Source organism: Lactococcus protaetiae (assembly GCF_006965445.1).
GTDB lineage: Bacteria > Bacillota > Bacilli > Lactobacillales > Streptococcaceae > Lactococcus > Lactococcus protaetiae.
Map to the genome: position 1 here is coordinate 2,236,103 of NZ_CP041356.1, position 24,379 is coordinate 2,260,481.

The window sequence follows — 24,379 nt, forward strand, 5'->3', positions numbered from 1 at the left end:
AGTTTCGACTCACCACTAAATTTAAGGTACAACCTCACATCTTCGATATGAGGTCACCTTGTCCAAGAAGTCTAGGCGCTAAAAGCGCCAACGCCCTATGGCAGTCGGACGAAATTCGAAGCTTGCCATTCCGACTAGGTGCTTTGCCTTTTGCTCTTGCTGCTTTAGCAGCTAAGCAAACGGACAGCGTAGCAACGAAGTTGCGTAGACCGTTCGCAGAACGGCGTGCGAAGCACGTAGCACCTTAGCGAGGATGGACAGCTGCTTCATCCCCTACCTAAGACAGGATAGCCGTTGTTGTTTTAGCAACTTATGGATATGCTAGTTGTTATACCTAGGTAGGGGTGTTAGCACACACTTGCTTTGATAAAATGTAATATCAATTCCCTAAACTTGTTTTAGGGTTTCATGAAAGACCATTCAACATATGTTATACCTATACCATCAGAATCCTCCTAATTTCCATAATGTTATGCAAATCAAAATATCATAGCAACTAATATATCATCATTCTCTCGTAAAAGATGGCTTCTTAAGCATTGATAAAAATGATTTTGGTATAATATAAACATGAAGTTTATCAAAAATAATAAATGGGCACTGCTTGCAAGTTTCGTTCTTCCAATTCTACTAATGGCAGCAACACTTGCTATGACTGGAATTTACTGGGGCAGTGGAAGGTCTATTTTGGCTGGAGATGCTTATCATCAGTATGTCGCCATTCATTCTCTTTATCGAAATATTCTACATTCTGGTGGTACGCAAGGATTTTTATATACCTTCACGAGCGGGCTAGGATTAAATCTTTATGCTTTTTCCGCCTATTATATGGGGAGTTTTTTCATGCCCCTCACATTTTTCTTTAATGTTCATAATATGCCAGATGCTTTATATCTGATTACCCTTTTAAAATTTGGTTTTATTGGTTTATCAGCTTTTGTCAGTTTCAAAAATATGTATAAAAAGCTGTCAGTAATAATAGTAGTTGCTGTCAGCACTTCCTTTGCGCTGATGAGTTTTTTAACTTCACAACTTGAAATTATCATGTGGCTAGATGTTTTCATCTTGCTCCTCTAGTCATTTGGGGATTACATCGAATGATGGATACTGGTCATCGGTGGTTATATTTTGTCACACTTCTCATTTTATTCATTCAAAATTATTATTTTGGATTTATGGTTGCGCTCTTCCTTGTTCTTTATTTCTCGGCTCGCAACCTAGCAAAATGGTCTTGGAAAAAGACCTTTGATTTTGTGATTACATCGGGATTAGCAGGCTTTTCTAGCCTTATCATGTTACTGCCAATGTATCTTGATTTAAAGGCAAATAATTCTGACGCCCTATCAGTGCTGGCAGGAACTTTCACAGATAATTCTCATCCATTAGACATTTTTGCTAAGAACTTTGTTGGTTCTTATGATACGACTCAATTTTCTGCTGTACCAATGATTTATGTTGGTATGATGCCATTTGCGCTTGCTATTCTCTTCTTTTTTACGCGTTCAGTACAGTTTAAAACAAAGCTGGCTTATCTTGGGATTATTGTATTCCTTATTGCCTCTTTTTACTTACAAGTTTTAGATTTATTTTGGCAAGGAATGCACTCTCCCAATATGTTTTTGCACAGATATGCATTTTTGTTCAGTCTGATTATTGTACTGATGGCTTTAGAAAGCCTTGTCAGATGGCATGAATTTAAAACTTGGCACGTTATTTTACTGACAACTTTTCTGTCAGTAGGCTTTCTTGCCACAGTTATGTTTGGCAACTATAAATACCTTGAATCTAGCCCTGTCCTTTTGACTTTTCTCTTTGGATTAGCTTATTTTATCTTATCTATGAGTTCCATTAGAAATTGGATTCCTTCTCATCTGTTTGTTATTATTCTCTCAATTTTTATGATTATCGAAAGTGGTATTAACAGTTTATATCAGATTCAAGGTGTTCAAAAAGAATGGAATTTTGCTAGTCGCGAATACTACAACACTCAGGTCAAACTCCTCAATCCGATTGCTAAAGAAATCCAGAATCTGACCGGAACAACATTCGCCAGAGCAGATAACACAACACCAGATACCGCCAATGATGGCATGAAGTATGGATTTAATGCCATCTCACAATTTTCATCAGTGAGAAATAGCAATTCTAGTAGAGTCATGCGGGAACTCGGTTTTCACACTGATGATACTTTTTTAAACCTGCGCTACCCTGGTAACACGCTCTTAATGGATTCTCTGTTTGGTGTTACTTATAACATCAATCAATTTCAGCCCGATAAATATGGATTTTCTCTTGTTTCTACTGACAAAAACTTGTCAGCACTTACAAAGAATCGCTTGGCACAAAGCCTTGGAATTTTCGTTCCAGGCGGTTTCAAAGATGCCCAACTTTCAACTTCTGATCAAACATCAGACATTATAAAAAATCAAACCAACTTTCTGTCAGCACTGACAAAAACAAAATCATCTATTTTTAAAGAATTTTACACGACAAGTGAGCATACAGATGATAAAATCACAGGATATAGTAACTCAGTCACCCTGACGCGCAAGAAAACATCGACTGCAACAGATGTCTCGGTCACTTATGGCATTACTGCACCCGCTCATAGTCAAATTTATCTGTCTGTTCCAAATATCAGCTATATCAGTGATTCCGCAACAAATACGATGATTAACATCAGCTCAAGTAGCCAAGGTGTAACACACTCTTTGGCAAATTATTACGTTGGCACAAATGATACTGGTCGCTTTTTCAATTTAGGTGCTTTCTCAAATTCTACTCCACTCAAAGTGACACTTTCATTCCCAGAAAATTCGCAAGTCAGCTTTGATACGACGTCATTTTGGAGCTTAAATACACAACTCTACACAAGCGAAATGAATAAATTAAAAGCACATAGCCCACAAGTACAACTCATTAAAAATGGTGCAAAATTAGCTTATTCTGAAAAAGAAGCTGGTGACATTTTCCTTACCCTTCCTTATGATAAGGGTTGGACTGCTCAACTCGACGGTAAAACAATCAGCATTACCAGAGCGCAAAATGGCTTCAGTAAAATCCATGTTCCCGCTGGAACCCATAGCTTAACTTTACGCTTTTTCCCACAAGGCTTGAAAGTAGGTATTATTTGCTTTATCAGCGGAATTTTGTTATTTATAACTTATGACCGTATCGCTAAGAAAAACAGAAAATCAGGAGGTTCAAAAAGATGAAAACTAAATCACTTATTCCAGCCGTACTCGGTATCTGCGTTGTTCTCGCTATCCCTATAAGTTACTCATTAAAAACCAAGTCTATTGAAGTCAAATTCAATAAAGGTGGGTTATTGAATCCAGAATTATACAATAAGAAAAGTGTTGATTAATCAACACTTTTTATTTTTACTTTAGTCAGTAACAATGAATTCAAAATCACAGAAACAGAGGATAAGCTCATCGCGGCAGCCGCAAGCATTGGATTTAATAAACCCAAAGCCGCCAGTGGAATTCCAATGATATTATAGACAAAAGCCCAAAAATAATTTTGCTTAATCTTCATCATCGTTCTTTTTGCTACTTCAAAAAATGATAACAATTTGTGAAGCTGACCACCAATAACTGTCACATCTCCTGCTTCCATCGCAATGTCAGATCCTGTAGCCATCGCCATCCCAATAGTTGCCGAAGACAGCGCAATCGCATCATTGATTCCATCACCAACCATCATAGATTGTGGTGTTTTTTGCACAATTTCTGCTTTTTGCTCTGGTGACAATCCTGCACTCACTTCATCAAGTTTTACAATTTCTTGAATTTTATGAGCTGACACCTCATTATCCCCTGTCAGCATCACAGTTTTTAATCCTTGCTTGCGAAGTCTATCAATGACAGCTACACTCTCTGTTTTTACAGTAGAGGCAAATGTTGCAACAGCAAGCAGCTGCGTTTCATTCGCTAGATAAATCACTGTATCATCCGTTTCAAAAGGAATCGTTAAATTCAAATCATTCATTAACTTGTCATTACCTGCAAAATATTTTTGACCAGCAATTTCTGCTGACAAACCTCGTCCAGCGATTTCTGTCAGCGCTGACAACTCATACAATTCTCCATCAAATTGAATGGATTGCGCTAACGGATGATTAGAATGTGCTTCAAGACTTGCAAGGATTTTGAAAGCATCATTACCACTCAAATCGTAAGAAGTTTCACTGACGAAAGTTTTTAAATTTCTGTCAGTACTGACAAAACTTCCGTCAGTAGCTGATGACACTTTAAAATCGGTTAATTCAAAATCTCCAGTCGTAATTGTACCCGTTTTATCAAAAAACACTGTTCCAATCATTCCTGCAAGCTCCAAAGCATTTGTATTTTTTATCAATAAACCATTCTTAGCCGCCAAGCCCGTTCCGGAAATAATCGCTGTTGGAGTCGCTAACCCCAAAGCACATGGACACGCAATCACCAAAACCGCTACCGAATGCATAATCGCTGTCAACAACACGCCACCTATCAACCAAGTTGCGATAAAAGCCATCAGAGCAATTCCAAGTACGATTGGCACAAAAATTCCCGAAATTTTATCCGCCAATTTTTGAATATTTGGTTTAGAACCTTGTGCCTCGCTCATCATCTCTACCATTCTAGAGATTGTCGAATCATTCAAATCATGCACAACAACAGCTTTAATCTCACCATCCAGATTAATTGCACCTTCAAAAAGCACATCATCATCTGCTTTCACAACAGGCAACGACTCTCCCGTCAAATGACTTTCATCAAAAGAAGCTTTCCCCGACAAAATCATTGCATCCAGTGGCACTTTCTCACCTGGAAGTATTTTGATAACATTACCAGTTTTGACCTGTTCAATTTCAAGGTCTCCATCCATTGTATGCACAAGTTTTGAACGCGTAGACATCAGCCCAGTGATAGCAGAACTTGTTTTTTCTTTAGCATTTTGCTCAAGGAGTTTTCCCATCACCACTAAAGTAATAATTACCATCGAAGACTCAAAGTTCAATGCATTTTCCTGTCCCATAAACACAGCCAAAATCAAACTTGAAAAATAAGCAACAGATGTTCCTAGCGCAACCAAAACATCCATATTTGCTGACTTATTTCGTAGCGCATGATAAGCACCAATATAAAAGCGACTTCCCACAATAAATTGCACAGGTGTAGCCAAAATAAATTGTAACACCGGATTGTGCAAAAACATGACCCAAACCAAGTCATGAAGTCCAAATATTGAAGCAAACATGGCAATCACCAGTGGCAAAGTCAAAACGACTGCTCCCCAGAAAGAATAACGCAGATTTCTCGCTTTTCTAGCCACCTCTTGAGCAATTTTTTCTTGATGCGCTTTATCATTTACAATCGCCCCATACCCAGCTTTTTCAACTAAAGCAATGATTTCTGCATCAGACATTGATTCATCAGCAACCACTTTTGCTTTCTCTGTTGCCAAATTTACTGTTGCCTCAGTAACTTTCTCTGAAGCATTCAGCGCCTTTGAAACCGTGTTAACACAATTTGCACAAGTCATTCCTGTAATAACGAAACTCTGACTTCTCATCTCATAAACCTGAATTCACAACACTTTACATTAGTGAACCCAATTCCTTTCTTCAAAAATTCTTCTCATAGAGCCTAACCAGTATCAGAAAAACTAATTAATATTTAACTTCGCATACGCTTGCTTTCGTTATAACCATAGTTTACACTTGTAAACAAACATTGTCAAGCACAAACTCACCGCTTTTTCAAATGCTCAAAAAACACAAGCCCTAACTTTATCCAAATACAAAAATCACCTCTGTCAAAGTGACAAAAGTGATACTCTATTATTAATTTACTTCAGATTAGTCGACAAAATCAGTTGACTTTTCAACCCTTAAAAATGAAAATTATAAATTTACTTTATAACCTGCCTCAGCCACTGCAGCGCTCATCGCTTCAAGGGTTGCAGGAATATCAAATTTCACCAAAGCCTCATTCTTCTTTAAAGAAACCTTTGCTTTTGCCACTCCCTCAACTGACTCTAACGCCTTAGTCACGTGCATCACGCAATGTTCACAAGTCATACCTTCAATTTTTAATGTTTCTTTCATCGCCATAATTTACTTCTCTCTTCTAATTATTAACTGATTGTCTTAGCTTTCCAAACACTCATTGATAATCCTACAATTATCATACAGCAATTTGTTCATGTTCGTGTCTACAAGCACAAGTTCCCGTTGTTTCCAAGCAGTTACAGTGCTTAATATCTACAACCTCTTTAGCCTCAAGTGCTGCTTTCAGCAACTCAACATCTTGTGCAGTTAATGTTGACTTTTCAACCATATCTTTTAACACATTCACATGCTTTGTAGCACAAACTTTTTCCAAAAGCCCATCTGCCATAAGATTGATTGCTGTGCATTCTTCCATCAAAGGTCTATAAACAAACTTGCGACCTTCTTTCTCGGTACTCAACATTTCTTTTTTTACTAAGCGACCAAGCAAAGTTTTTACCGTTGCAATAGACCAATCTAGATCTTGCGGAATTTGTCTATAAATCTCATCGACCCTTGCTTCCTCCAAAGACCAAATCACACGCATCACAATCAATTCTGCATTGGATACATTAAATTCTACGTCATTCATTTTGGCTCTCCTTTCCTGCAAAAGCTGAGTTCAACTCTATTATTTTATATTCTACTAAATTTCTTTACCTTTGATAAAAATTCAAAAATAATGAATCACTTGATGTTAAGTCTATCATTTTAGAGTCAATTTATATAAAATATAGCCCCAAATCAACAGTGAATCAAAAACTTTAATAACCATACTATCCTAGCTTCAGTCACTAATAATATAATCCTATAGGATATTTAAAGCAGAACTAGTATAAAAATTGAACTCAATTCTATTTTCATTTTTATAGTACAAGTTTACAATTGTAAACAAAAAAAGTCAAGTAATATCGCTCATTATCAATAAAATCAATATCACCTATTCATTCCAGCAACAACTCGACATCCACTATGCTCACTCAAAACTAGTGTGAGTAGATTTCAAAGTAGGACCAATATGCATATCGAATTTGATTCCTCTAACTCATATAACAAAAAATTTCCTATTAGTTAAACCAATCTATCCAAAACTGATTAATTCTTATCTTCCCCAAAAATTTCTTCCATGATTCGTCTTCCTGTTGGAGTTTGGGCTAAGCCTCCTTCCGCGGTCTCACGAAAAGCAGCTGGTAAAGTGCGTCCCACATTATACATCGTATTAACAACCTCATCCACTGGAATCACTGTTTTTACACCTGCTAAGGCCATATCAGCAGAAATCATAGCCTGAGAAGCACCCATCGCATTTCGATGCACACATGGTATCTCAACCAAACCAGCGACAGGGTCACAAATCAACCCTAGCATATTTTGCAATACCAAAGCAACAGCAAAGCCAGCCTGTTCAGCAGTCCCACCAGCAGCTAAAACTAAGGCAGCCGATGCCATCGCTGAAGCTGAACCCACCTCAGCTTGACATCCACCCTCAGCTCCAGAAATAGTCGCATTATTTGCAATAGCCAATCCAAATGCACCTGCTGCAAATAAAAACTCAATCTGATTTTCGTGTGTCAAAGAAAGTTTAGCCGTTGCAGCTGTTAGCACTCCAGGCAAACAACCTGCCGAACCTGCAGTTGGAGTCGCGCAAATTAACCCCATTTGTGCATTTACCTCATTTACCGCCACAGCATCTCTTGCCGCACCCAAGATAATATCACCTGACAAAGCTTTTCCCGAAAGGATGTATTCATTCATTAATTTTGCATCTCCCCCAGTCAAACCTGTTAAAGACTTTTCTCCAAGCAAACCTTTATCAACAGAATTAAGCATTGTCTCCAAATTTCGTTCCATCAGGTCCCAAATCTGTTTGCGCTCTCTTCCCGTTTGCTCCATCTCTATGGCAATCATTAATTCTGTTACAGATGAGTATTTTTTAGAGTCCTCAATCAATTCTGCAATATTTTTAAACATCTCTATTTTTCCTTATCATTTACGCTATCTTCAATCACAAGCAACATCACAAACTACTAGTTAAAAAAGTTCACGGCATGAAGACGTGGAATAGACTTCATTTCTTCAATTACCTCTTCCACATTTGGCGTATCTACTTCAAGAATCATAATGGCTTTTTCACCTCTTGCTTCTCGCGTGACATTCATTTGAGCAATATTTATTCCGTGTTCAGAGAGAACACTTGATACTTTAGCAATCATCCCAGGTACATCTTCATGAATGACGACAAATGTAGGAACTCCTGCAGAAATTGCAATATCGAAGCCATTCAATTCTGTCACTTGGATCATCCCACCACCAATAGAAATCCCTGTTACTGTCATTGTTCGCTCACCTTTTTTAGCAATCAAACGAGCCGTATTAGGATGTTCTGCTCTATCTTCTGGATGAGGAACATAACTTACCTCCATCCCCTGTTCATAAGCAATCTGTGGCGCTTGAGGTAATCGCTCGTCGTCAGTGTCCATTCCCAAAACCCCAGCAACTAACGCAACATCTGTCCCATGTCCCCGATAGGTTTTAGCAAATGATTCATAGAGATGAATTTCTAATTTTTCGGGAAGCTCACCAAAAATGGAGCGCACAATCTTACCTATACGCGCTGCTCCTGCTGTATGTGAGCTGGAAGGTCCAATCATTACAGGTCCAATAATATCAAAAACACTTTTATATCTAAAATTATCCACTTCATTCACCGTTTTCTGAATTTTTATCAAATCAAGTGCTTGCTAACACTCCCACCTCTTTAGGCGGGAGATGAAGCAGCACTAACTTTGAATTTCGTCCGACTAAATTCAGCGAGAGTCAAAACTCTCACTGAATAAGTCTTGGCTTTATCTCCAAATATCATACCATAAATTTGAGTGATTTTCAGTCGTAGAAAAAACGACTCCGAGGAGCCGTTTAAATCTAAAGATTACAAGATTAACGTCCTTTGTAAATAGAACGTGATTTACCATACCATAACTGTCCAAGCCATTTTTGAAGCCATGGTTGAATCCATCTATCAAGACCAAATGCACGACCTGAACCATTCATCAGGGCAATCGCAACTGGAATATACCAAAGTGATACCCAAGTTAACATACCAGTTGTTGCAAACATCAAAGTCAAACCAGCTGTTGCTGCAGAAGCAATAAATGTGAAAGCACCTGCAATGATAGCTAAGGCAAGAAGCAACTCAACAATCGACATGATCCGTTGCAGCCAAAGCGCTACTTCGTAATTTGGTACGAAGACTTTCATGATAGGTTGCATCCAGTGAGGCACACCTGCTGTTGTTGTTTTTGGCATTGTACCGTATTCGTAAGTCAAGCCCCAAACATGTTTAACACCATTTGCATCTGTTGTAGTACGGAAAATACTATCCCAGAACCCAACATGTTGTGCTGCTGCATGAGTAGCTCCACTACCACCAGCTGCTGTAGTTGCTCCGGCCGCTGCATCTGCTACTGCTTTAGTTGTTGAGCTGGCAGCAGAACTTGTAGCTCCAGCTGCTGCATCTGCTGCTTTTGCAACAGGCTTTTCAAGCCAACCACCGTTTGATTTCAAGAATGTGGAAATTTTTACAGTATTTCCCATCCATGATTGTTCAGAATTACCGAATACTTTTGGTACAGCATCAAGCAACCAAATCAAACCGTAGAACAAACGAAGTGGAAGTGACCAAAGGACATTACCACGACGTGAAGCGTGACCACGCATAAAGTTACGGTTATCTTCTGTACGGAAAACCTCATTCAAAGCATAACGCCAGAAATAGTGAGCAGAACGAAGTTGCAATGTATAGATGAAATAAACGATGTTTTTCATCAACATTGCCCAAAAGCCTGTCAAACGAGCATTCCCAATTTTAGCAACACCCCAAGCTGAACCAACAGAAACCATTGTTCCTTGATACTTGCTTGTATGTTTTTGTTTGCTTGTACCATTGATATCAGCAATAATATTTTTAGCTGCTGTACCTGCTGTTTGTTCTGCAGCTTCAACAATTTGTGGTGTAGGACGACCTGTATCTGGTTCAATATATCCTGACACGTCACCAGCAACGAAAATGCCTTGTCCTTCAAAACCAACTGCCTCCATGAATTCATTGGCTTGAAGACGGTGACCGCGTTCTGTTTCATTTAGATTTGTTTTAGCTGCTGTATTACCTTGAACACCCGTTGTCCAAATCAAAGTATGTGTTGGAATTTCTTTAGCGACTTTTTCTTCGTCACGTCCACCAACATTGACTTTGATATGGTCTTCTGCAACTTCAACAATGCCGTGATTTGTCAGTACGTGGACGTTTTTCTTTTCAAGGTAAGCATGAGCTTTATCGGCTTGTTTGCGGTCCAAAGTATTAAGAATAGTTGGCATCATTTCAACAACGTTGATTGTGATTTCTTCTTCAGGAATCTTCCAATCTGTTGAAACTTTTTTACGCCAGTCAATCAATTCGCCAGCCATTTCAATCCCAGTGAAGCCAGAACCTGCGACAGAAATAGTCAAGAGCGCACGACGTTTTTCATCATCAACTTCGGTAGAGCCATATTGTACAACTGTTTCCAATTGACGTTTAATTTTCATCGCATCTTCAAGTGACCAAAGTGTGAAGCCATGTTCTTTGACTCCTGGTACACCAAAGTCATTTGGTTCTCCACCGAGGGCAACGATGACGTAGTCATATTCGTAGCTACCATGTTTTGTGATGACTTTTTTGTTTTCTTTGTCAAGGCTGACAACAGAATCTGTTACAATGCTAACATTCTTGCGTTTTCCTAAAAGTTTTTGGAAATCGTATTGAACTGTTGTAAAAGGCACACGCCCTGCCGCAACTTCATGAAGCTGTGTCATCGTAGTGTGATAGCTATGCTTGTCAATCAAAGTGATGTTTGCAGTTGCCTTAAGCTTTTTAGAAAGCTCACGTGTTGCATGAACCCCAGCAACCCCACCACCGATGACTACGATTTTTTTCTTAGTCATTTTAAAATCAGTCTCCTAATAGTGATATAATAATAATGTCAGAAACTATTATATCCTTTTTATAACAATTTGTAAACTATTACACAAGAAAAATCTTCTAATAAATCTAATTAGAAGATTTTTTATTTTTATTCGTATTTACCTGATTTTTTGTGAGTTTAAAAGATTAAACTGTTCCTTTATGGAAGAGCTGGTCATTGATGTATTTAAAGAAATAGTGACCTGAATGAATTTCAAAAGTATAAACGAGGTAAACCATGTGTTTCATAAATGTCGCAGAGAAACCACTTAATTTTGATTTCCCAACTGTTCCGACAGCGTAATTTGAACCGATTGATACTAAGGTTCCTCGATAATTTCCTTCAAATCTCGCTTTCTCTCCGCCTTTGATCGCTGCAATAATATTTTTTGCTGCTGTACTTCCTGTTTGCTCTGCTGCTTCTGCAATCTGCGGTGTTGGTCGTCCATTTTCTGGAACGATGTATCCTGATACATCTCCTGCCACATAAATTCCATGATTTTCATCGCCTATGGCTTCCATAAACTCGTTGGCTTGAAGTCGATGTCCACGTTCTGTTTCAGCTAATTTACAACCTTCTGCTTCCGTATTTCCTTGAACACCTGTCGTCCAGATGAGCGTGTACCCTGCAATTTCTTTAGTTACTTTTTCCTCATCACGTCCACCAACACTGACTGTGATATAGTTTTCTGCAACAGCTGTAATCCCATGATTTACAAGAACATTGATGTTCTTATTTTGTAGATAAGCCAGTGCTTTGTCCGCTAGACTTCGATCCAAGATATTCATAATCGTCGGCATCATTTCTACAACATTAATCGTAAATTCTGATTCAGGAATGTCGTATTTTTTAGAAACTTTTTTACGCCAGTCAATCAATTCACCAGCCATCTCAATACCTGTAAATCCTGAACCTGCGATACTGAAAGTCAATAAAGCTTTACGTTTTTCTGGATTTGTTTCTGATTTTGCAGCTTCAACCATTTTTTTCAATTGAGCTTTAATTTTCAAAGCGTCTTCAAGTGACCAGAGCGTGAACCCGTGTTCTTTGACTCCTGACACACCAAAATCATTGGGTTCTCCACCCATGGATACGATAATGTAGTCATAGTCATAACTACCTTTGGCAGTGATTGCCTTTTTATTTGCTTTATCAAGTTCTACAAGACTATCTTTAACTAATTTTACATTATCAAACTTCCCTATTGTTTTACTCAATTGGTATTGTACGGCATCTGGTTCAACACGGCTTGCTGCAACTTCGTGAAGCTGTGTCATTGATGTCTGAAAATCATGTTTGTCAATAACCGTAATTTCTACTTCATTTTTAAGTGTTTTTGCCAACAGACGCGTTGCTGATATACCAGCAAATCCTGCACCTACAACAACTATTTTCTTCTTAGCCATTTTTATTTGGCCTCCTACTAATAATTAATAAAGTCAAAGATATTATACAATTTATTGCTTAAAATATACACTTTGTTGTTTATAAATTTAGATTTCCAAAAAAGCTAGAAAAGAAAAAGCCGTATTGTCACGACTTTTGTGTGTTTTACTCCTCTGAGTAATTTTGCATGACCTGACCTTCAGTTACACCAAAACATTTTGTAAAAGGAAGGATGTATTCAATATCCTCAATGTTTTTGTTCTTCATCACAGTGATTCTACTCATACCTTGGTGGACTTCTACTGTAATTTTGTGATTATTGTCAATAAAGAAGTGAACATTATCACAAGCTCCATGATGAATACTTACTCCAAGGATTTTCCCATCATGCAGTTCACAGGTCTGAGCTCCGTGCAAATAACCGTCAACAATGAGCTTCATCACCGCACTTTCTACTTTAGGACTGGTGTTTGAAATTTCTTCAATATGTGGATGGTCAGTTTCTGGTATTTCCATTCTTTTATGTCTCATGAAACACCTCCTCTCTCTTATTACTTCTATTTTATCAAGTTTTTTCATTAGAACAAAATGAGATACAAATTAATTTTTACTTATACGATTTTATACTATGATTATCATTCAACAAATTGATATTGCTTTATAAACTTCTGAACGTAGGAACGTTTATCATTAGTTATTAGCTGATTGGAGTTTGTTCTACACCGTCATGATGATACTACGACGATAAATTCAATTCTAACTTCAAAAAATATCTTAGAGATTAAAAAGTATGAGTTTTATCTCTTAAGCTGAACTAATAGAATTTCGCTGATAAGTTTGATAAAATAAAGTTGAATTTTGAAAGTAAGGCTCATTCAGTTGAATTTGCCCTCCTTACAATTTATAGGAGAAAAAATGAAAATTACATTTGATGATAGTATTACCAAACATCTGTCAGAACTGACAGAATCGAAAACTGGGGATTTTGTCTTAGATTTTGACCACACGTTGAGCACAGAAATGATTGATAGTTCCTGCTGCGGAATTACACGCTATCGCATTGTTTTAGTTGATAAAGGCGCTGTACCTGCTGTGTTTGACGTACGTATTGATTCTCCAATGGGTGAGTTTTTCTGTAAAAAATGGGGGATGATGTATTTTGACGAAGAAATGAATGTTCGTTTAACTGCTAATCATTTGATTGAAATTATGGGACGAGGTGAACAAATTGCTCCTCATATCGAAATTATTGATTATCGGCAAAAATAATGCTGACAGATTTCTGTCAGTATGCTGACAGAATAAAAAGACTGATAAAATCAGTCTTTTTTTATCAAGGCAAATGTTTGATTTGAATTTCGCTTAGCTAAATCTCTATTTTATTTTCTCAAGAAAGTGAAGGACACTTTGATTAAATTTTTTGCTGTCTTCCAAATGCAAAATGTGTCCGCAGCCTTCAAATATTTGGACTTCTGAGTCGGGATTAGGTTGCAGGTCACGTGCTGCTTGGGCATGACTTGATGGAAATATTGGCGATTGACTTCCTGCAAAGAACAAATGTGGAATCGCCTCTTGAGTAAGCTCCGCCCGCCAATCTTGCAAAATAACATTTTGTAAAAGTGAGCGATAACGCTTGAAATCAAAGGGTTTCATCCCTTTACCTAACTCACGTTTTATATCATCGGAAAGTGGCTTCTGCGTCAGTCTTGTTTTAGGGAAATCATCAATAAAAGTTCCTAATGTTTCTAAAGTTCTACCAGCTTTACCATCAAGCCAATCTTTTGATTTTAAAAAAGTTGGAGCTTGATCCTCTGTAATCACTGCTGACAGGTTTCTGTCAGTAAATAATTCTTCATATGCCATGATTGTCGCAGCACCCATAGAATGACCAATTAAGACAACATCTGACAGCTGTAAATACTCTATTAATTCATACAAATCAGTTGCAATACGATGCAAAGTCATTCCAAAGTCAACTTTTTGAGAATCCCCATGTGAACGATGGTCGTAAGTAATCACACGGTAACCAGCCGCTACAAAATCATCAATTTGACAAATCCAAGTAACCTCGCTTGATGAATATCCACCAATTAAAATCAGCGCTTGGTTATTTTTATCTCCGTAATCATGAAAATTTATTTTCACATTATCATTGGTTATAAAAAAAGACATTTTTTCTCCTATACTGCTATAAATCCTTTGCACATTCACTTGAAAGTTGTTGAATGAGCAAATGCTTTTAACTTAGCATCACTATCTCCGCTTCGCTACGCTGTCCATTCGCTCTAAATCGCTAAAGCGATAAGGCGAAATGGCAAGCTCTGCTTTCGTTCTACTAACATTGGTGGGGGAGAAAGAATCCTCCACCAATGAAGTAATCACTTCAACTTTCTCATTGTACCAAAAAATCTGGCAGTAGTGCGATTTCGACTAGTCGCTTTAGCGACTTAGCGAGAATCGACATTCGGAGCAATAGTGGAGATGACAGATTTTTGATTTATGACTATGAAATACTCCTGCTTTCATAACTCATCACCGTTGCTTCCAAAAACTTTTTTAAACCAATGAAATGACTTTTTGGGTACACGTTTGAGTGTTTCTGGCTCGACATATACAGCACCATAGCGTTTGTCAATATCTCCACCTGATGCTGGAATATCAATCAACCCCCAGCCTAAATACCCTATCACATCCACACCATCAAGGAACATTGCATTCTTCATTGCTTCGATATGCTTTTTATGATAGTTAATGCGCACATCGTCTTCAATCTCGTGTTCACCATCCCAAGATTCATCCTGCCCAATTCCATTTTCTATTGGAAAGACAGGCAATCCAAATTCACGATAAATTCGATTCAAAATATTTCTAAATCCCTCTGGGTCGATTGACCATCCCCAACGGTTATGTGAAAGAAGTGGATTTAATTTCATCGCTTTTGATAGATAAAAATTGGGGGTATCTTCGTCTGTTAATGTTGTAGCATCAAGAAGTACTGAACGATAATAAGAAAACGAAATGAAGTCCGAAATCCCTCTCTCCAAAATCAGTTCATCCCCTTTTTGAAAGTCCATCTCAATCTTATGATTACGAATAAAAGTTAATACTTCATCTGAATAATGCCCGAAAGCATAAACATCACAGAGATTTCGATTGTAAAACTCATCAAATTTTCTCAAATACAAACTATCTTTTGGCGAAGTTGAAGCAGGATAAACCTCCGTTGTCGCCAACATTCCGCCAATTTTTGCATCAGAAATTTCATGAAGAAAATCAGCTAACTCACAGTGAGCAAGCATCGTATGATGAAATACAGTATAACAATCATTCACCGTTAATTCTTTTTTTAGAACACCAGAATAATGCTCAAATCCCTCTGCAAAATATAAATTATGCTCGTTGAACACAATCCAATACTTGACACGACTAGAAAAACGACGCATCATCTCTTTACCAAAGCGTACGAAGGCTTCTTCAACAGCGCGACTCAAAAAACCATTATATTTTTCTGCTAAAACCAGTGGCATATCAAAATGATAAAGACAAATCATCGGCTCAATCCCACGTGAAAGCAGTTCGTCAATCATTTCGCTATAAAAAGCAATGCCTTCCTCATTGAAATCACCATCCCCATCTGGCACTACACGTGACCAAGAAATTTGGAAACGATACATATTCATGTTCATTTCCTTCATCAAATCAAAATCATGCTGGTAATCATGAAAATTATCAATTGTAATTTGCCAATTTTTAGCCGTTCGCCCTGCTGTATCAACATCGTAGACGGATTGACCTTTACCTCCTTCATTCCAGCCTCCTTCTGTTTGCATGGATGAAGTTGAATTTCCCCAGAAAAAACCTTCTGGCATTTTATTTTCCATTTTTCCCCCTTTATCATTAACTGACAGTTTTGTTAAAAAGTCTGTCAGTACTGACAGACTTTATTTTTTATATCAATCATCAATTTTTCAATGTGCTTCTGCTTCAAGTTCTTCTTCATTTTCTGCTTCTTGTTGCAAAAGTAATTTATCATATTTACGCGCAAATGGTAGATAAATCAAAGTTGATTCTAGCAAAGCAACTGCTTGCAAAACAGCATATTGCCAACCACCAATCAAGAAACCTGAGATAATTGGAGGTGTTGTCCAAGGCGCAGCTACTCCGTTCATCGGTGGAACAATGTGGAAATAAATCGCACCATAAACCGTTGCTGAAACCACTACAGGTACAAGGAAGAATGGCAATGCTAAGATTGGATTCATGACCAATGGCAATCCAAACAAGAATGGTTCATTAATATTGAATAACCCAGGAACCAACTCAACTTTACCAATTGACTTCATTTGTTGAGATTTTGCAAGGAAAATAGTGAAAATAATCAAACCAAAAGTAATCCCAGATCCTGACAAGTTGATAAAGTTATTGTAAAATTCATTCGTTACAATATGTGCACCATTTGCCAACGACAACTTATGTGCTTGGTAAAGTGCTGCATTATCAAAAGTATTAGGAATCAAGAAAGCACCAGTAATCGCACCCATGATAATCCCACCATGCACACCAAAGAACCAGAAGAATGGCACTAAAAGTGAGATGATGATAATTCCACCAAATGAACCGCCAAGTCCTTGTAAAGGAACAGACAACCAGTGATAAATAAATGTTACAGCATCCGTATGACCAATCTTATTAAACAAAGCATAGACCACCGTTGCTCCAATAATAATCACACCCGTTGGAATCATTGATGTGAATTGATTAGCAACATTTGAAGGCACTTGCTCAGGCATGGTAATCTTCCAACCTGCTTTAATCATTGAACTATAAGCCCAACCGCTCAAAAGTCCAATCAATATAGCAGCAATCATCCCTTGTCCACCATTCCAAGTCAGATTAAGAACTCCTGTCACTGGACTATTCAAAAGGCTTTGTACAGCGCTTGGCAACTTGTCAAAAGCAGCTGTGACTTCTTTACCTGTAAGCGTACCCGTACCATTTGCGAGTGCTGATGTCATGGGATTTGCAATCGTCAGCGATTGAATAATAAAGAATGCCGAAAGTGATGTCAAGCCTGCTTGCAAAGCAACATCGCCATGCCCAGCATCTTTGACATAACTGTAACCAATCCCAACCGCAGCCCAAATCGCCAAAATACCGAAGGACATACTGAAAGCTTGGCTGAAAACTTCAGACCAGCCATTAGTTGACAACCAATTTGCAACTGCAGGGATTGGAAGATTTGCCAAAATCAAGAAAATTGAACCTACAATGATGAATGGCATCGCATAAAGCATCCCATTCTTCAGAGCTGTAATTGCTCGAGTGTTAACAAATTTCATGACTGGAGGCAAAATTTTATTATTTATAAACTCATTCATAAATAGTCTCCTTTAGATTTATTAAAATTGCTTACACAATAATAATACCGTTTACAAATATATTTGTAAACGGTATTTTAGGCATTAGTTACATGTTACAGCAATGGTTACAAGACAAGATACATCACTAATCATTGCTTGTTTAAAAGCTACTTAATCTCATGCAAAAAATCTCTTTTCATCTCTTAGCTGTTCTGCGATTGGTGTGTTCTGTTGCGCTGTGGAGAACAGGGATGAAGCACGTAATCCGCAATATTTTACCATAGTATAGACTCACCAATCAAAAAAATGTTTATACTAGTTTACCTCTAAATCTGCTGCTTTGTGCTTGCGCAAGAAGTGGTTGACGTGGAGCGCAAATTTAAACTTCTAAACAATACGCTTAGAAGTTTAATCATTTTACTCTATCTTTTTGGCTTGCTCCACAGCCTTGTGTGCCAAAATCTCCAAAAAAGCAACAACAGGAAGTTGTGAAGTCAAGTTTTCCAGCGGATCATAATTTGAATATTCTGTTTGGAAATTATAAGTAAGATTGATATTGGATAATTTAGATAAGGTAGTTTCTGGCTGATTTGTGATAGAGATAATCTTTGCAGAAGCTTCCTCACGCAATTTAACAACTCGCTCAATAATTTTATCAGTTTCTCCCGAAGCAGACAAAATTATACTCAGCACATCAGGTGCTCCCTTACCCTTAACTGCTTGATAAGGGTCAGAAATAGCATAAGATTCTAAACCAATATTGGTAAAATATCTAGCACCATATTCCGCTAAAGCCCCAGATGAACCGACACCAATAAAAATAATATATCTCGCTTGTTGAATTAACTCTACTGCCGCCTCAAGTTTCCTTGATGACTCTTTCGAGGTAATCTTTCTTAAAAACAAGTCAAGTTGTAGCAGATTTTCATAATAATTGACAGGAACTTCATCAACCTGATTTTGATTTTTCAGGTAATACTTCATCTCTACCCATCCATCAAAACCTAACTTTCTGGTCATTCTCATCACTGTTGCAGTTGAAACATGAACAGCCTGAGCAAGTTCTCTTACGGATAACCCTTCTGAAATACCAAGATTTGCCAATATAAAATTAAAGACTGAACTCTCTAATTCATTGAGTGTTCTGACTTGTTCTGGTGAAAAATTAATCATAAGCTTAATATCAGCACTTTCTATGACTGATAGCGTGCTGACAAGACTCACTTTCCCGTCAGCACGCTGACAGATTTATTTTACAACGATATTCACGAGTTTATTAGGCACCGCAATGACTTTGACAATATTTTTATCTGCGAGCGCCTCCGCAACTGCTTCTCTACCTACTATTTCAAGTTGTTCTCGTGGTAAATCTTTTTCAATCTTAATTTTTGCCTTGAGTTTACCATTAATTTGGACAACAATTTCAACTTCAGATTCAATCAGCTTACTTGCGTCAAATGTTGGCCATGCAACATAAGAAATTCCAGCTTCATTCCTCAGTTTTACCCAGAGTTCTTCAGCAATGTGTGGTGCAAAAGGTGCTAACAATTGCACAAATCCTTTTGCATAATTAACAGGTAAAGTTTTTGCCTTGTTAACACTATTCACGAAAATCATTAACTGTGAAATAGCAGTATTAAAGTACATATGGTCCAAGCGCTCAGTCACATTTTTGACGGTTTCATGATAAACTTTATCAAGTGTTCCATCATTTTCCTCTGTGAGTTCGCTATTTTCAATCATACGAACGGCACGATCAAGGAATTTACGTGCGCCTTCAAGACCTTCTTCTGACCAAGGGATACTTGCGTCTAACGGTCCCATAAACATTTCATAAACTCGAAGAGTATCTGCACCGTAATGCTCAACTACATCATCTGGATTAACAACGTTTTTGAGCGACTTAGACATTTTTGCTGGAAGTTGAGTAAGCGCTTCGCCTGTTTCAATATGGAAATATCCACCATCACGCTTTTCAACTTTATCCGTTGCAACAAGTGCCCCACGATGGTCACGATATGACGTTCCCAGAATCATTCCTTGATTAAAGAGTTTTTGGAAAGGCTCTTTTGTTGGAACGATGCCGAGGTCATAAAGCACTTTATGCCAAAAACGTGCATAGAGCAAGTGTAATACTGCGTGTTCTGCACCACCCACATAAATATCAACTGGAAGCCATTCTTTGAGAAGGTCTGGATCTGCAAGCGCCACTTTGTTGTGAGGGTCAATATAACGAAGATAATACCAGCTAGAGCCTGCCCATTGTGGCATCGTATTTGTCTCACGACGTCCTTTGACACCATCACGGCGTGTCACAGTCAACCAATCCGTCAAATTTGCAAGTGGTGACTCACCTGTACCTGAAGGCTTGATGTCGCTTGTCACAGGCAATACAAGTGGTAAATCTCTTTCAGGAACTGCCGTTGATGTTCCATCTTCCCAATGAATGATTGGAATAGGCTCTCCCCAATAACGTTGGCGACTAAAAAGCCAGTCGCGCAAACGATAAGTGATTTTTCTCTTACCAATTTCTTTTTCTTCAAGATAATCAACAATTTTTTCTATTGCTGTGGCTTTGTCAAGCCCATTCAAGAATCCAGAGTTAATATGTAATCCATCTTCAGTATAAGCGGCTTGATTGACATCAAAAGATGCTCCATTTGCATCTTTTCCTTCTAACACCGGAATGATTTCAAGACCAAAAACTTTAGCAAACTCCCAGTCACGTTCATCATGAGCAGGTACAGCCATGATCGCACCATGTCCGTAGCTGGCAAGTACATAGTCTGAAATCCAAATCGGCATCTTACGCCCATTCACAGGATTAATGGCATAGGCTCCTGTCCAAACTCCTGTCTTATCTTTTGCAAGGTCAGTACGAGCAAGATCAGATTTAAGGCTAGCTTGACGTTGATATTCTGCAACGCTAGATGCTTGTTCATCTGTAGTGATACGATTTACCAAAGGATGTTCTGGAGCAAGTACAGCATAAGTCGCACCAAAAAGTGTATCTGGACGTGTGGTAAACACTTCAAATGTTTGGCTTGTACCGTCAACAGCGAAAGTCACATCCGCACCTGTTGATTTACCAATCCAATTGCGTTGCATTTCTTTAATTGACTCTGGCCAATCCACGAGTTCAAGGTCTTCAAGTAAACGTTCTGCATAGGCAGTAATTTTGAGCATCCACTGACGCATGGGTTTACGGACTACAGGAAATCCACCGCGTTCTGAGGTACCGTCTGGTAACACTTCTTCGTTGGCAATCGCAGTACCGAGTTCTTCTACCCAGTTTACAGCAACTTCTGCTTCATAGGCAAGCCCTTTTTCATAGAGTTTTGTGAAAATCCACTGCGTCCATTTATAGTAATCAGGGTCAGTTGTATTAACTTCACGCTCCCAGTCATAGCTAAATCCTAAACTATTAATTTGACGTTTGAAGTTGGCAATATTTTCGGCTGTAAATTCTGCAGGATCATGTCCAGTATTCATAGCATATTGCTCTGCTGGTAGCCCAAAAGCATCCCATCCCATTGGATGAAGAACATTATAGCCTTGCGCGCGTTTATAGCGTGCAAGAATGTCTGTTGCAGTGTAACCTTCTGGATGCCCGACGTGCAATCCTGCTCCAGATGGATAGGGGAACATATCAAGCGCATAAAATTTGGGTTTTTTCTTATCTGTTCCTGTGCGGAAAGTTTGATGTTCTGCCCAGAATTTTTGCCATTTTGCTTCTACTTCTTGGTGATTGTATTCCATAATTTTAAGATGTGAGACCGACTGCTCTGAAGTAACGAAAAGTGTCCTTTGGCGCTTTGCACCATAAATAAGAATATGAGGTTCTGAGCGTAACTCAGATTCCACCTTATCTATTTTCGTTTACTTCAAAGAAGGCGAACTCAGTTCCTTTCTTGATATATAATACTAATTCCACTACCGTATTTTATGATGAACACCCTTTAGTTAGCTTACAAACTAGTGAACAGTATTAGATTAAATTATAAGCGAGAACAAGGTCGCTTCCTGTAAGCTGAAGACCGTATTTTTGCTCGTATTTTTTAATTTTATTGAGTAAAGTATTTCTGTGAACATAAAGATTTTTTGCAGCTTGAGATTGATTACCATTTGTCGCATACAGTGCAATGACAAGTTTTTGGTCTTCTACATTTTCCAATAATTCACGATGAATATCTTTTAAAATTTTGTTATCAGAAGTTCTCAAACTTTCTGTTAATATATATTCACTAAACGATTTTTTACTTTTAAAAATTGTGGACTCTTCAGCATAAATTTCAGAAAGCTGGGCTTTATCCACAAACATCCCCACATAAGCAGAGATTTTTTCTCCCATATCTTGTGATAAAGTTTGAAAGATATCAAAAAGTTCCGACTTTGTCGGATTATCATTTGACAAGCGCTCAATGACAATTTTTTTATCAACATCACTACTTGCAAAGTCCGGAAGTAACAGTTTTAAAGTGCTTTCTAGCGGCTCAAAATCTGTTGCTGAAAACTGCAAAATACGGTAGCGCCCATTTGGTAACAATTCTGTGCTGACAGGATTTCTGTCAGTAAAAATTAATTCTGTCAGTAACTTTTCACGTTCTGAAAGTGTACTGATATCAACATTTTCATAAAGTTTTCGAATTTTCTCTAGTTCCATTTTTTAAAAAAGCGACCAGCGGCCGCTTGAAGTCTTATACTAGTTCAGCTAATAATTTTTTTAGAAAAAGTTATTAGCTGAACTGCAAATAGACTGCTTTGCAACGATTGGGAAAAGCGATGCTTTTCTTATCCGTAGTTTGAGAAGTAACCTCAAGTGGGAAACCCAAGCTTCGACTTTTAACTTAGTAAGTGCGTGCTGTCTCCGCCCTTTGGGCTACGCGATAAACATTTGTCCTTTTTATCTAGCCGCTAAAGCCTCTGATAAAAAGGCCGTCAATGCCCGCTGCGATGCTACGTGCTTCGCACACCGTTCTATGAACGGTCTTTGCAACTTCGTTGATCACTATCCATTCGTTCCATCTCCGCTTTACTACGCTGTCAATTTCACTATCTACGCAACTTCGTTGCTCCGCTGTCCATGCTCGCTATGGTGCTACGTGCTTTGCACGCCGTTCTGCGAACGGTCTACGCAACTTCGTTGCTCCGCTGTCCGTTTGCTTAGCAAGCAAAGCTGGCAAGACGAAATGGTAAGAGCAAAAGGCACGCACCTGTGCGCCGTTCTTCAAACGGTCTACGCTCGATGTTCTCGCTCCGCTGTCCGTTTGCTTAGCAGGCGAAGCCTGCAAGAGCAAAAGGCAAAGCATCTAGTCGCAATCGCAATTCCCCACCAATGAAGTAACCACTTCAAACGTCCCGTTTAACCGTATTAGATTTGCTCTGAAGGAAGATGCAATTCAAAAAGAGGTGAAAGAGGACGGCGTTCGTGGATACGAATGATTGCATCTGCAAGCAAGTGTGCAATCGAAAGTTCTACGATTTTCTCACTCTTACGTTCTTCTGGAATTTGAATGGTATCCAAAACGACTAATTTAGTGATTGCTGAGTTATTGATACGTTCAATCGCTGGTCCCGATAGGACTGCATGGGTACATGAAGCGTAAACTTCAGTTGCTCCAAGTTCCTTGAGCGCATTGGCAGCGAGAGTAATTGTGCCTGCTGTATCAATCATATCATCAATCAAGATACATTTTTTACCTTTAACATCACCAATAATATTCATAATTTCAGCGACATTTGCACGCGGACGGCGTTTGTCAATAATAGCAAGTGGTGTTTTGAGAAAATTTGCCAATTTGCGCGCACGACCAACTCCTCCATGGTCAGGAGAAACAACGACAACATCATCGCCAGCCGATACAAAATGACGACGGAAATAATCTGCAATGAGCGGTGAACCCAAAAGATGGTCAACTGGAATGTTAAAGAAACCTTGAATTTGAGGCGCATGAAGGTCAAACGTAATCAATCGATCTGCACCTGCAATTTGAAGCATATTTGCTACAAGTTTTGATGTAATTGGCTCTCTAGCACGCGCTTTACGGTCTTGTCTAGCATAACCGTAATAAGGCATGACAATGTTAATTGATGCAGCGCTAGCCCTGCGAAGAGTGTCCATCATAATCAAAAGTTCCATCAGATTGTCATTGACAGGGCACTTGTTGATTGAAGGATAAAAACATGGTCACCACGAACTGATTCGTCAATGTGAACTTCCGTTTCACCATCTGAGAAGGTGCGAACACTTACTTTTCCAAGCTCAATTCCGATTTCCTTAGCCACTTTTTGGGCCAATTCTGGATTGGAAGAGAGCGAAAACAGCTTCAAATTTGAGTACGACATGAAGAGCCTTTCTTATAAATCGTTACGAACCTACTGGTTCAGTTAGATGCACTACTTATTTTACCTTAAATTACTAATTTTTTCAAACACTCATTTGTTTTTGATACTGAAATTTGTACTGATAATCTAATACTGTTTGACTTTTAACTTAGCAAGTGCGTGCTATCTCCGCCCTTTGGGCTACGCTATCCATCCTTGCTACGGTGCTACGTGCTTTGCACGCTGTTCTGCAAACGGTCTACGCAACTTCG

General features: G+C 38.5%; 16 protein-coding genes and 2 pseudogenes. 3 read left to right on the plus strand and 15 right to left on the minus strand.

The window, feature by feature from the left end:
• Positions 1-570: 570 nt before the first annotated feature.
• Together FLP15_RS10720 and FLP15_RS12820 are read left to right on the plus strand one after the other, a co-directional pair.
• Positions 571-3,215 (plus strand): annotated as a pseudogene (locus FLP15_RS10720) (YfhO family protein).
• On the plus strand, positions 3,212-3,367 hold the full coding sequence (locus FLP15_RS12820) for a hypothetical protein (protein WP_190288298.1): 156 nt from the start codon (positions 3,212-3,214) through the stop codon (positions 3,365-3,367). The pseudogene FLP15_RS10720 and the gene FLP15_RS12820 overlap by 4 nt, the downstream one beginning before the upstream one ends.
• Here the strand turns inward: FLP15_RS12820 and FLP15_RS10725 are convergent.
• The 8 genes from FLP15_RS10725 to FLP15_RS10760 all read right to left on the minus strand — a co-directional run bounded on the left by FLP15_RS10725 (position 3,364) and on the right by FLP15_RS10760 (position 12,954).
• Positions 3,364-5,559 (minus strand): heavy metal translocating P-type ATPase, encoded by a 2,196-nt coding sequence (locus tag FLP15_RS10725; protein WP_142767110.1) that lies wholly within the window; start codon positions 5,557-5,559, stop codon positions 3,364-3,366. The genes FLP15_RS12820 and FLP15_RS10725 overlap by 4 nt on opposite strands.
• Positions 5,560-5,890: 331 nt before the next feature.
• Positions 5,891-6,094 (minus strand): heavy-metal-associated domain-containing protein, encoded by a 204-nt coding sequence (locus FLP15_RS10730; RefSeq protein ID WP_142767500.1) that lies wholly within the window; start codon positions 6,092-6,094, stop codon positions 5,891-5,893.
• A gap of 79 nt (positions 6,095-6,173) precedes the next feature.
• Positions 6,174-6,629, minus strand: a complete 456-nt coding sequence (locus FLP15_RS10735; RefSeq protein WP_142767111.1) for a CopY/TcrY family copper transport repressor — start codon at positions 6,627-6,629, stop codon at positions 6,174-6,176.
• A gap of 503 nt (positions 6,630-7,132) precedes the next feature.
• Complete coding sequence (sdaAA, locus tag FLP15_RS10740) at positions 7,133-8,008, minus strand: L-serine ammonia-lyase, iron-sulfur-dependent, subunit alpha (RefSeq protein WP_142767112.1); 876 nt, start codon at positions 8,006-8,008, stop codon at positions 7,133-7,135.
• A gap of 56 nt (positions 8,009-8,064) precedes the next feature.
• The gene (sdaAB, locus tag FLP15_RS10745; RefSeq protein WP_142767113.1) at positions 8,065-8,736 is read right to left on the minus strand and encodes an L-serine ammonia-lyase, iron-sulfur-dependent subunit beta; all 672 of its coding nucleotides are present in this window, start codon (positions 8,734-8,736) and stop codon (positions 8,065-8,067) included.
• A 238-nt stretch (positions 8,737-8,974) separates the two neighbouring features.
• Positions 8,975-11,017 (minus strand): NAD(P)/FAD-dependent oxidoreductase, encoded by a 2,043-nt coding sequence (locus tag FLP15_RS10750; RefSeq protein WP_142767114.1) that lies wholly within the window; start codon positions 11,015-11,017, stop codon positions 8,975-8,977.
• A gap of 166 nt (positions 11,018-11,183) precedes the next feature.
• Positions 11,184-12,443, minus strand: a complete 1,260-nt coding sequence (locus tag FLP15_RS10755) for an NAD(P)/FAD-dependent oxidoreductase (protein ID WP_142767115.1) — start codon at positions 12,441-12,443, stop codon at positions 11,184-11,186.
• Positions 12,444-12,588: 145 nt separating this feature from the next.
• Positions 12,589-12,954: a hypothetical protein gene (locus FLP15_RS10760; RefSeq protein ID WP_142767116.1), complete on the minus strand. Its 366-nt coding sequence runs from the start codon at positions 12,952-12,954 to the stop codon at positions 12,589-12,591.
• Positions 12,955-13,338: 384 nt separating this feature from the next.
• On the opposite strand from FLP15_RS10760, the gene FLP15_RS10765 reads away from it, so the two are divergent.
• Positions 13,339-13,692: an iron-sulfur cluster biosynthesis family protein gene (locus tag FLP15_RS10765; RefSeq protein WP_142767117.1), complete on the plus strand. Its 354-nt coding sequence runs from the start codon at positions 13,339-13,341 to the stop codon at positions 13,690-13,692.
• 105 nt (positions 13,693-13,797) lie between these two features.
• Here the strand turns inward: FLP15_RS10765 and FLP15_RS10770 are convergent, their stop codons facing one another.
• From FLP15_RS10770 to FLP15_RS10800, 7 genes and pseudogenes are all read right to left on the minus strand, one after another.
• On the minus strand, positions 13,798-14,595 hold the full coding sequence (locus tag FLP15_RS10770) for an alpha/beta fold hydrolase (protein ID WP_142767118.1): 798 nt from the start codon (positions 14,593-14,595) through the stop codon (positions 13,798-13,800).
• Positions 14,596-14,945: 350 nt separating this feature from the next.
• Complete coding sequence (locus FLP15_RS10775; protein ID WP_142767119.1) at positions 14,946-16,304, minus strand: glycoside hydrolase family 1 protein; 1,359 nt, start codon at positions 16,302-16,304, stop codon at positions 14,946-14,948.
• Positions 16,305-16,391: 87 nt separating this feature from the next.
• Positions 16,392-17,801 carry a PTS sugar transporter subunit IIC gene (locus tag FLP15_RS10780; RefSeq protein WP_142767120.1) on the minus strand — a complete coding sequence of 470 codons (1,410 nt, stop codon included), beginning with the start codon at positions 17,799-17,801 and terminating at the stop codon, positions 16,392-16,394.
• A gap of 399 nt (positions 17,802-18,200) precedes the next feature.
• Complete coding sequence (locus FLP15_RS10785; protein WP_142767121.1) at positions 18,201-18,956, minus strand: MurR/RpiR family transcriptional regulator; 756 nt, start codon at positions 18,954-18,956, stop codon at positions 18,201-18,203.
• Positions 18,957-19,031: 75 nt separating this feature from the next.
• Positions 19,032-21,542, minus strand: a complete 2,511-nt coding sequence (gene leuS, locus FLP15_RS10790) for a leucine--tRNA ligase (protein WP_142767122.1) — start codon at positions 21,540-21,542, stop codon at positions 19,032-19,034.
• 229 nt (positions 21,543-21,771) lie between these two features.
• Positions 21,772-22,446 carry a helix-turn-helix domain-containing protein gene (locus FLP15_RS10795; RefSeq protein WP_142767123.1) on the minus strand — a complete coding sequence of 225 codons (675 nt, stop codon included), beginning with the start codon at positions 22,444-22,446 and terminating at the stop codon, positions 21,772-21,774.
• Positions 22,447-23,154: 708 nt separating this feature from the next.
• A pseudogene (locus FLP15_RS10800) lies at positions 23,155-24,128 on the minus strand (ribose-phosphate diphosphokinase).
• Between the last annotated feature and the right edge of the window lie 251 nt (positions 24,129-24,379).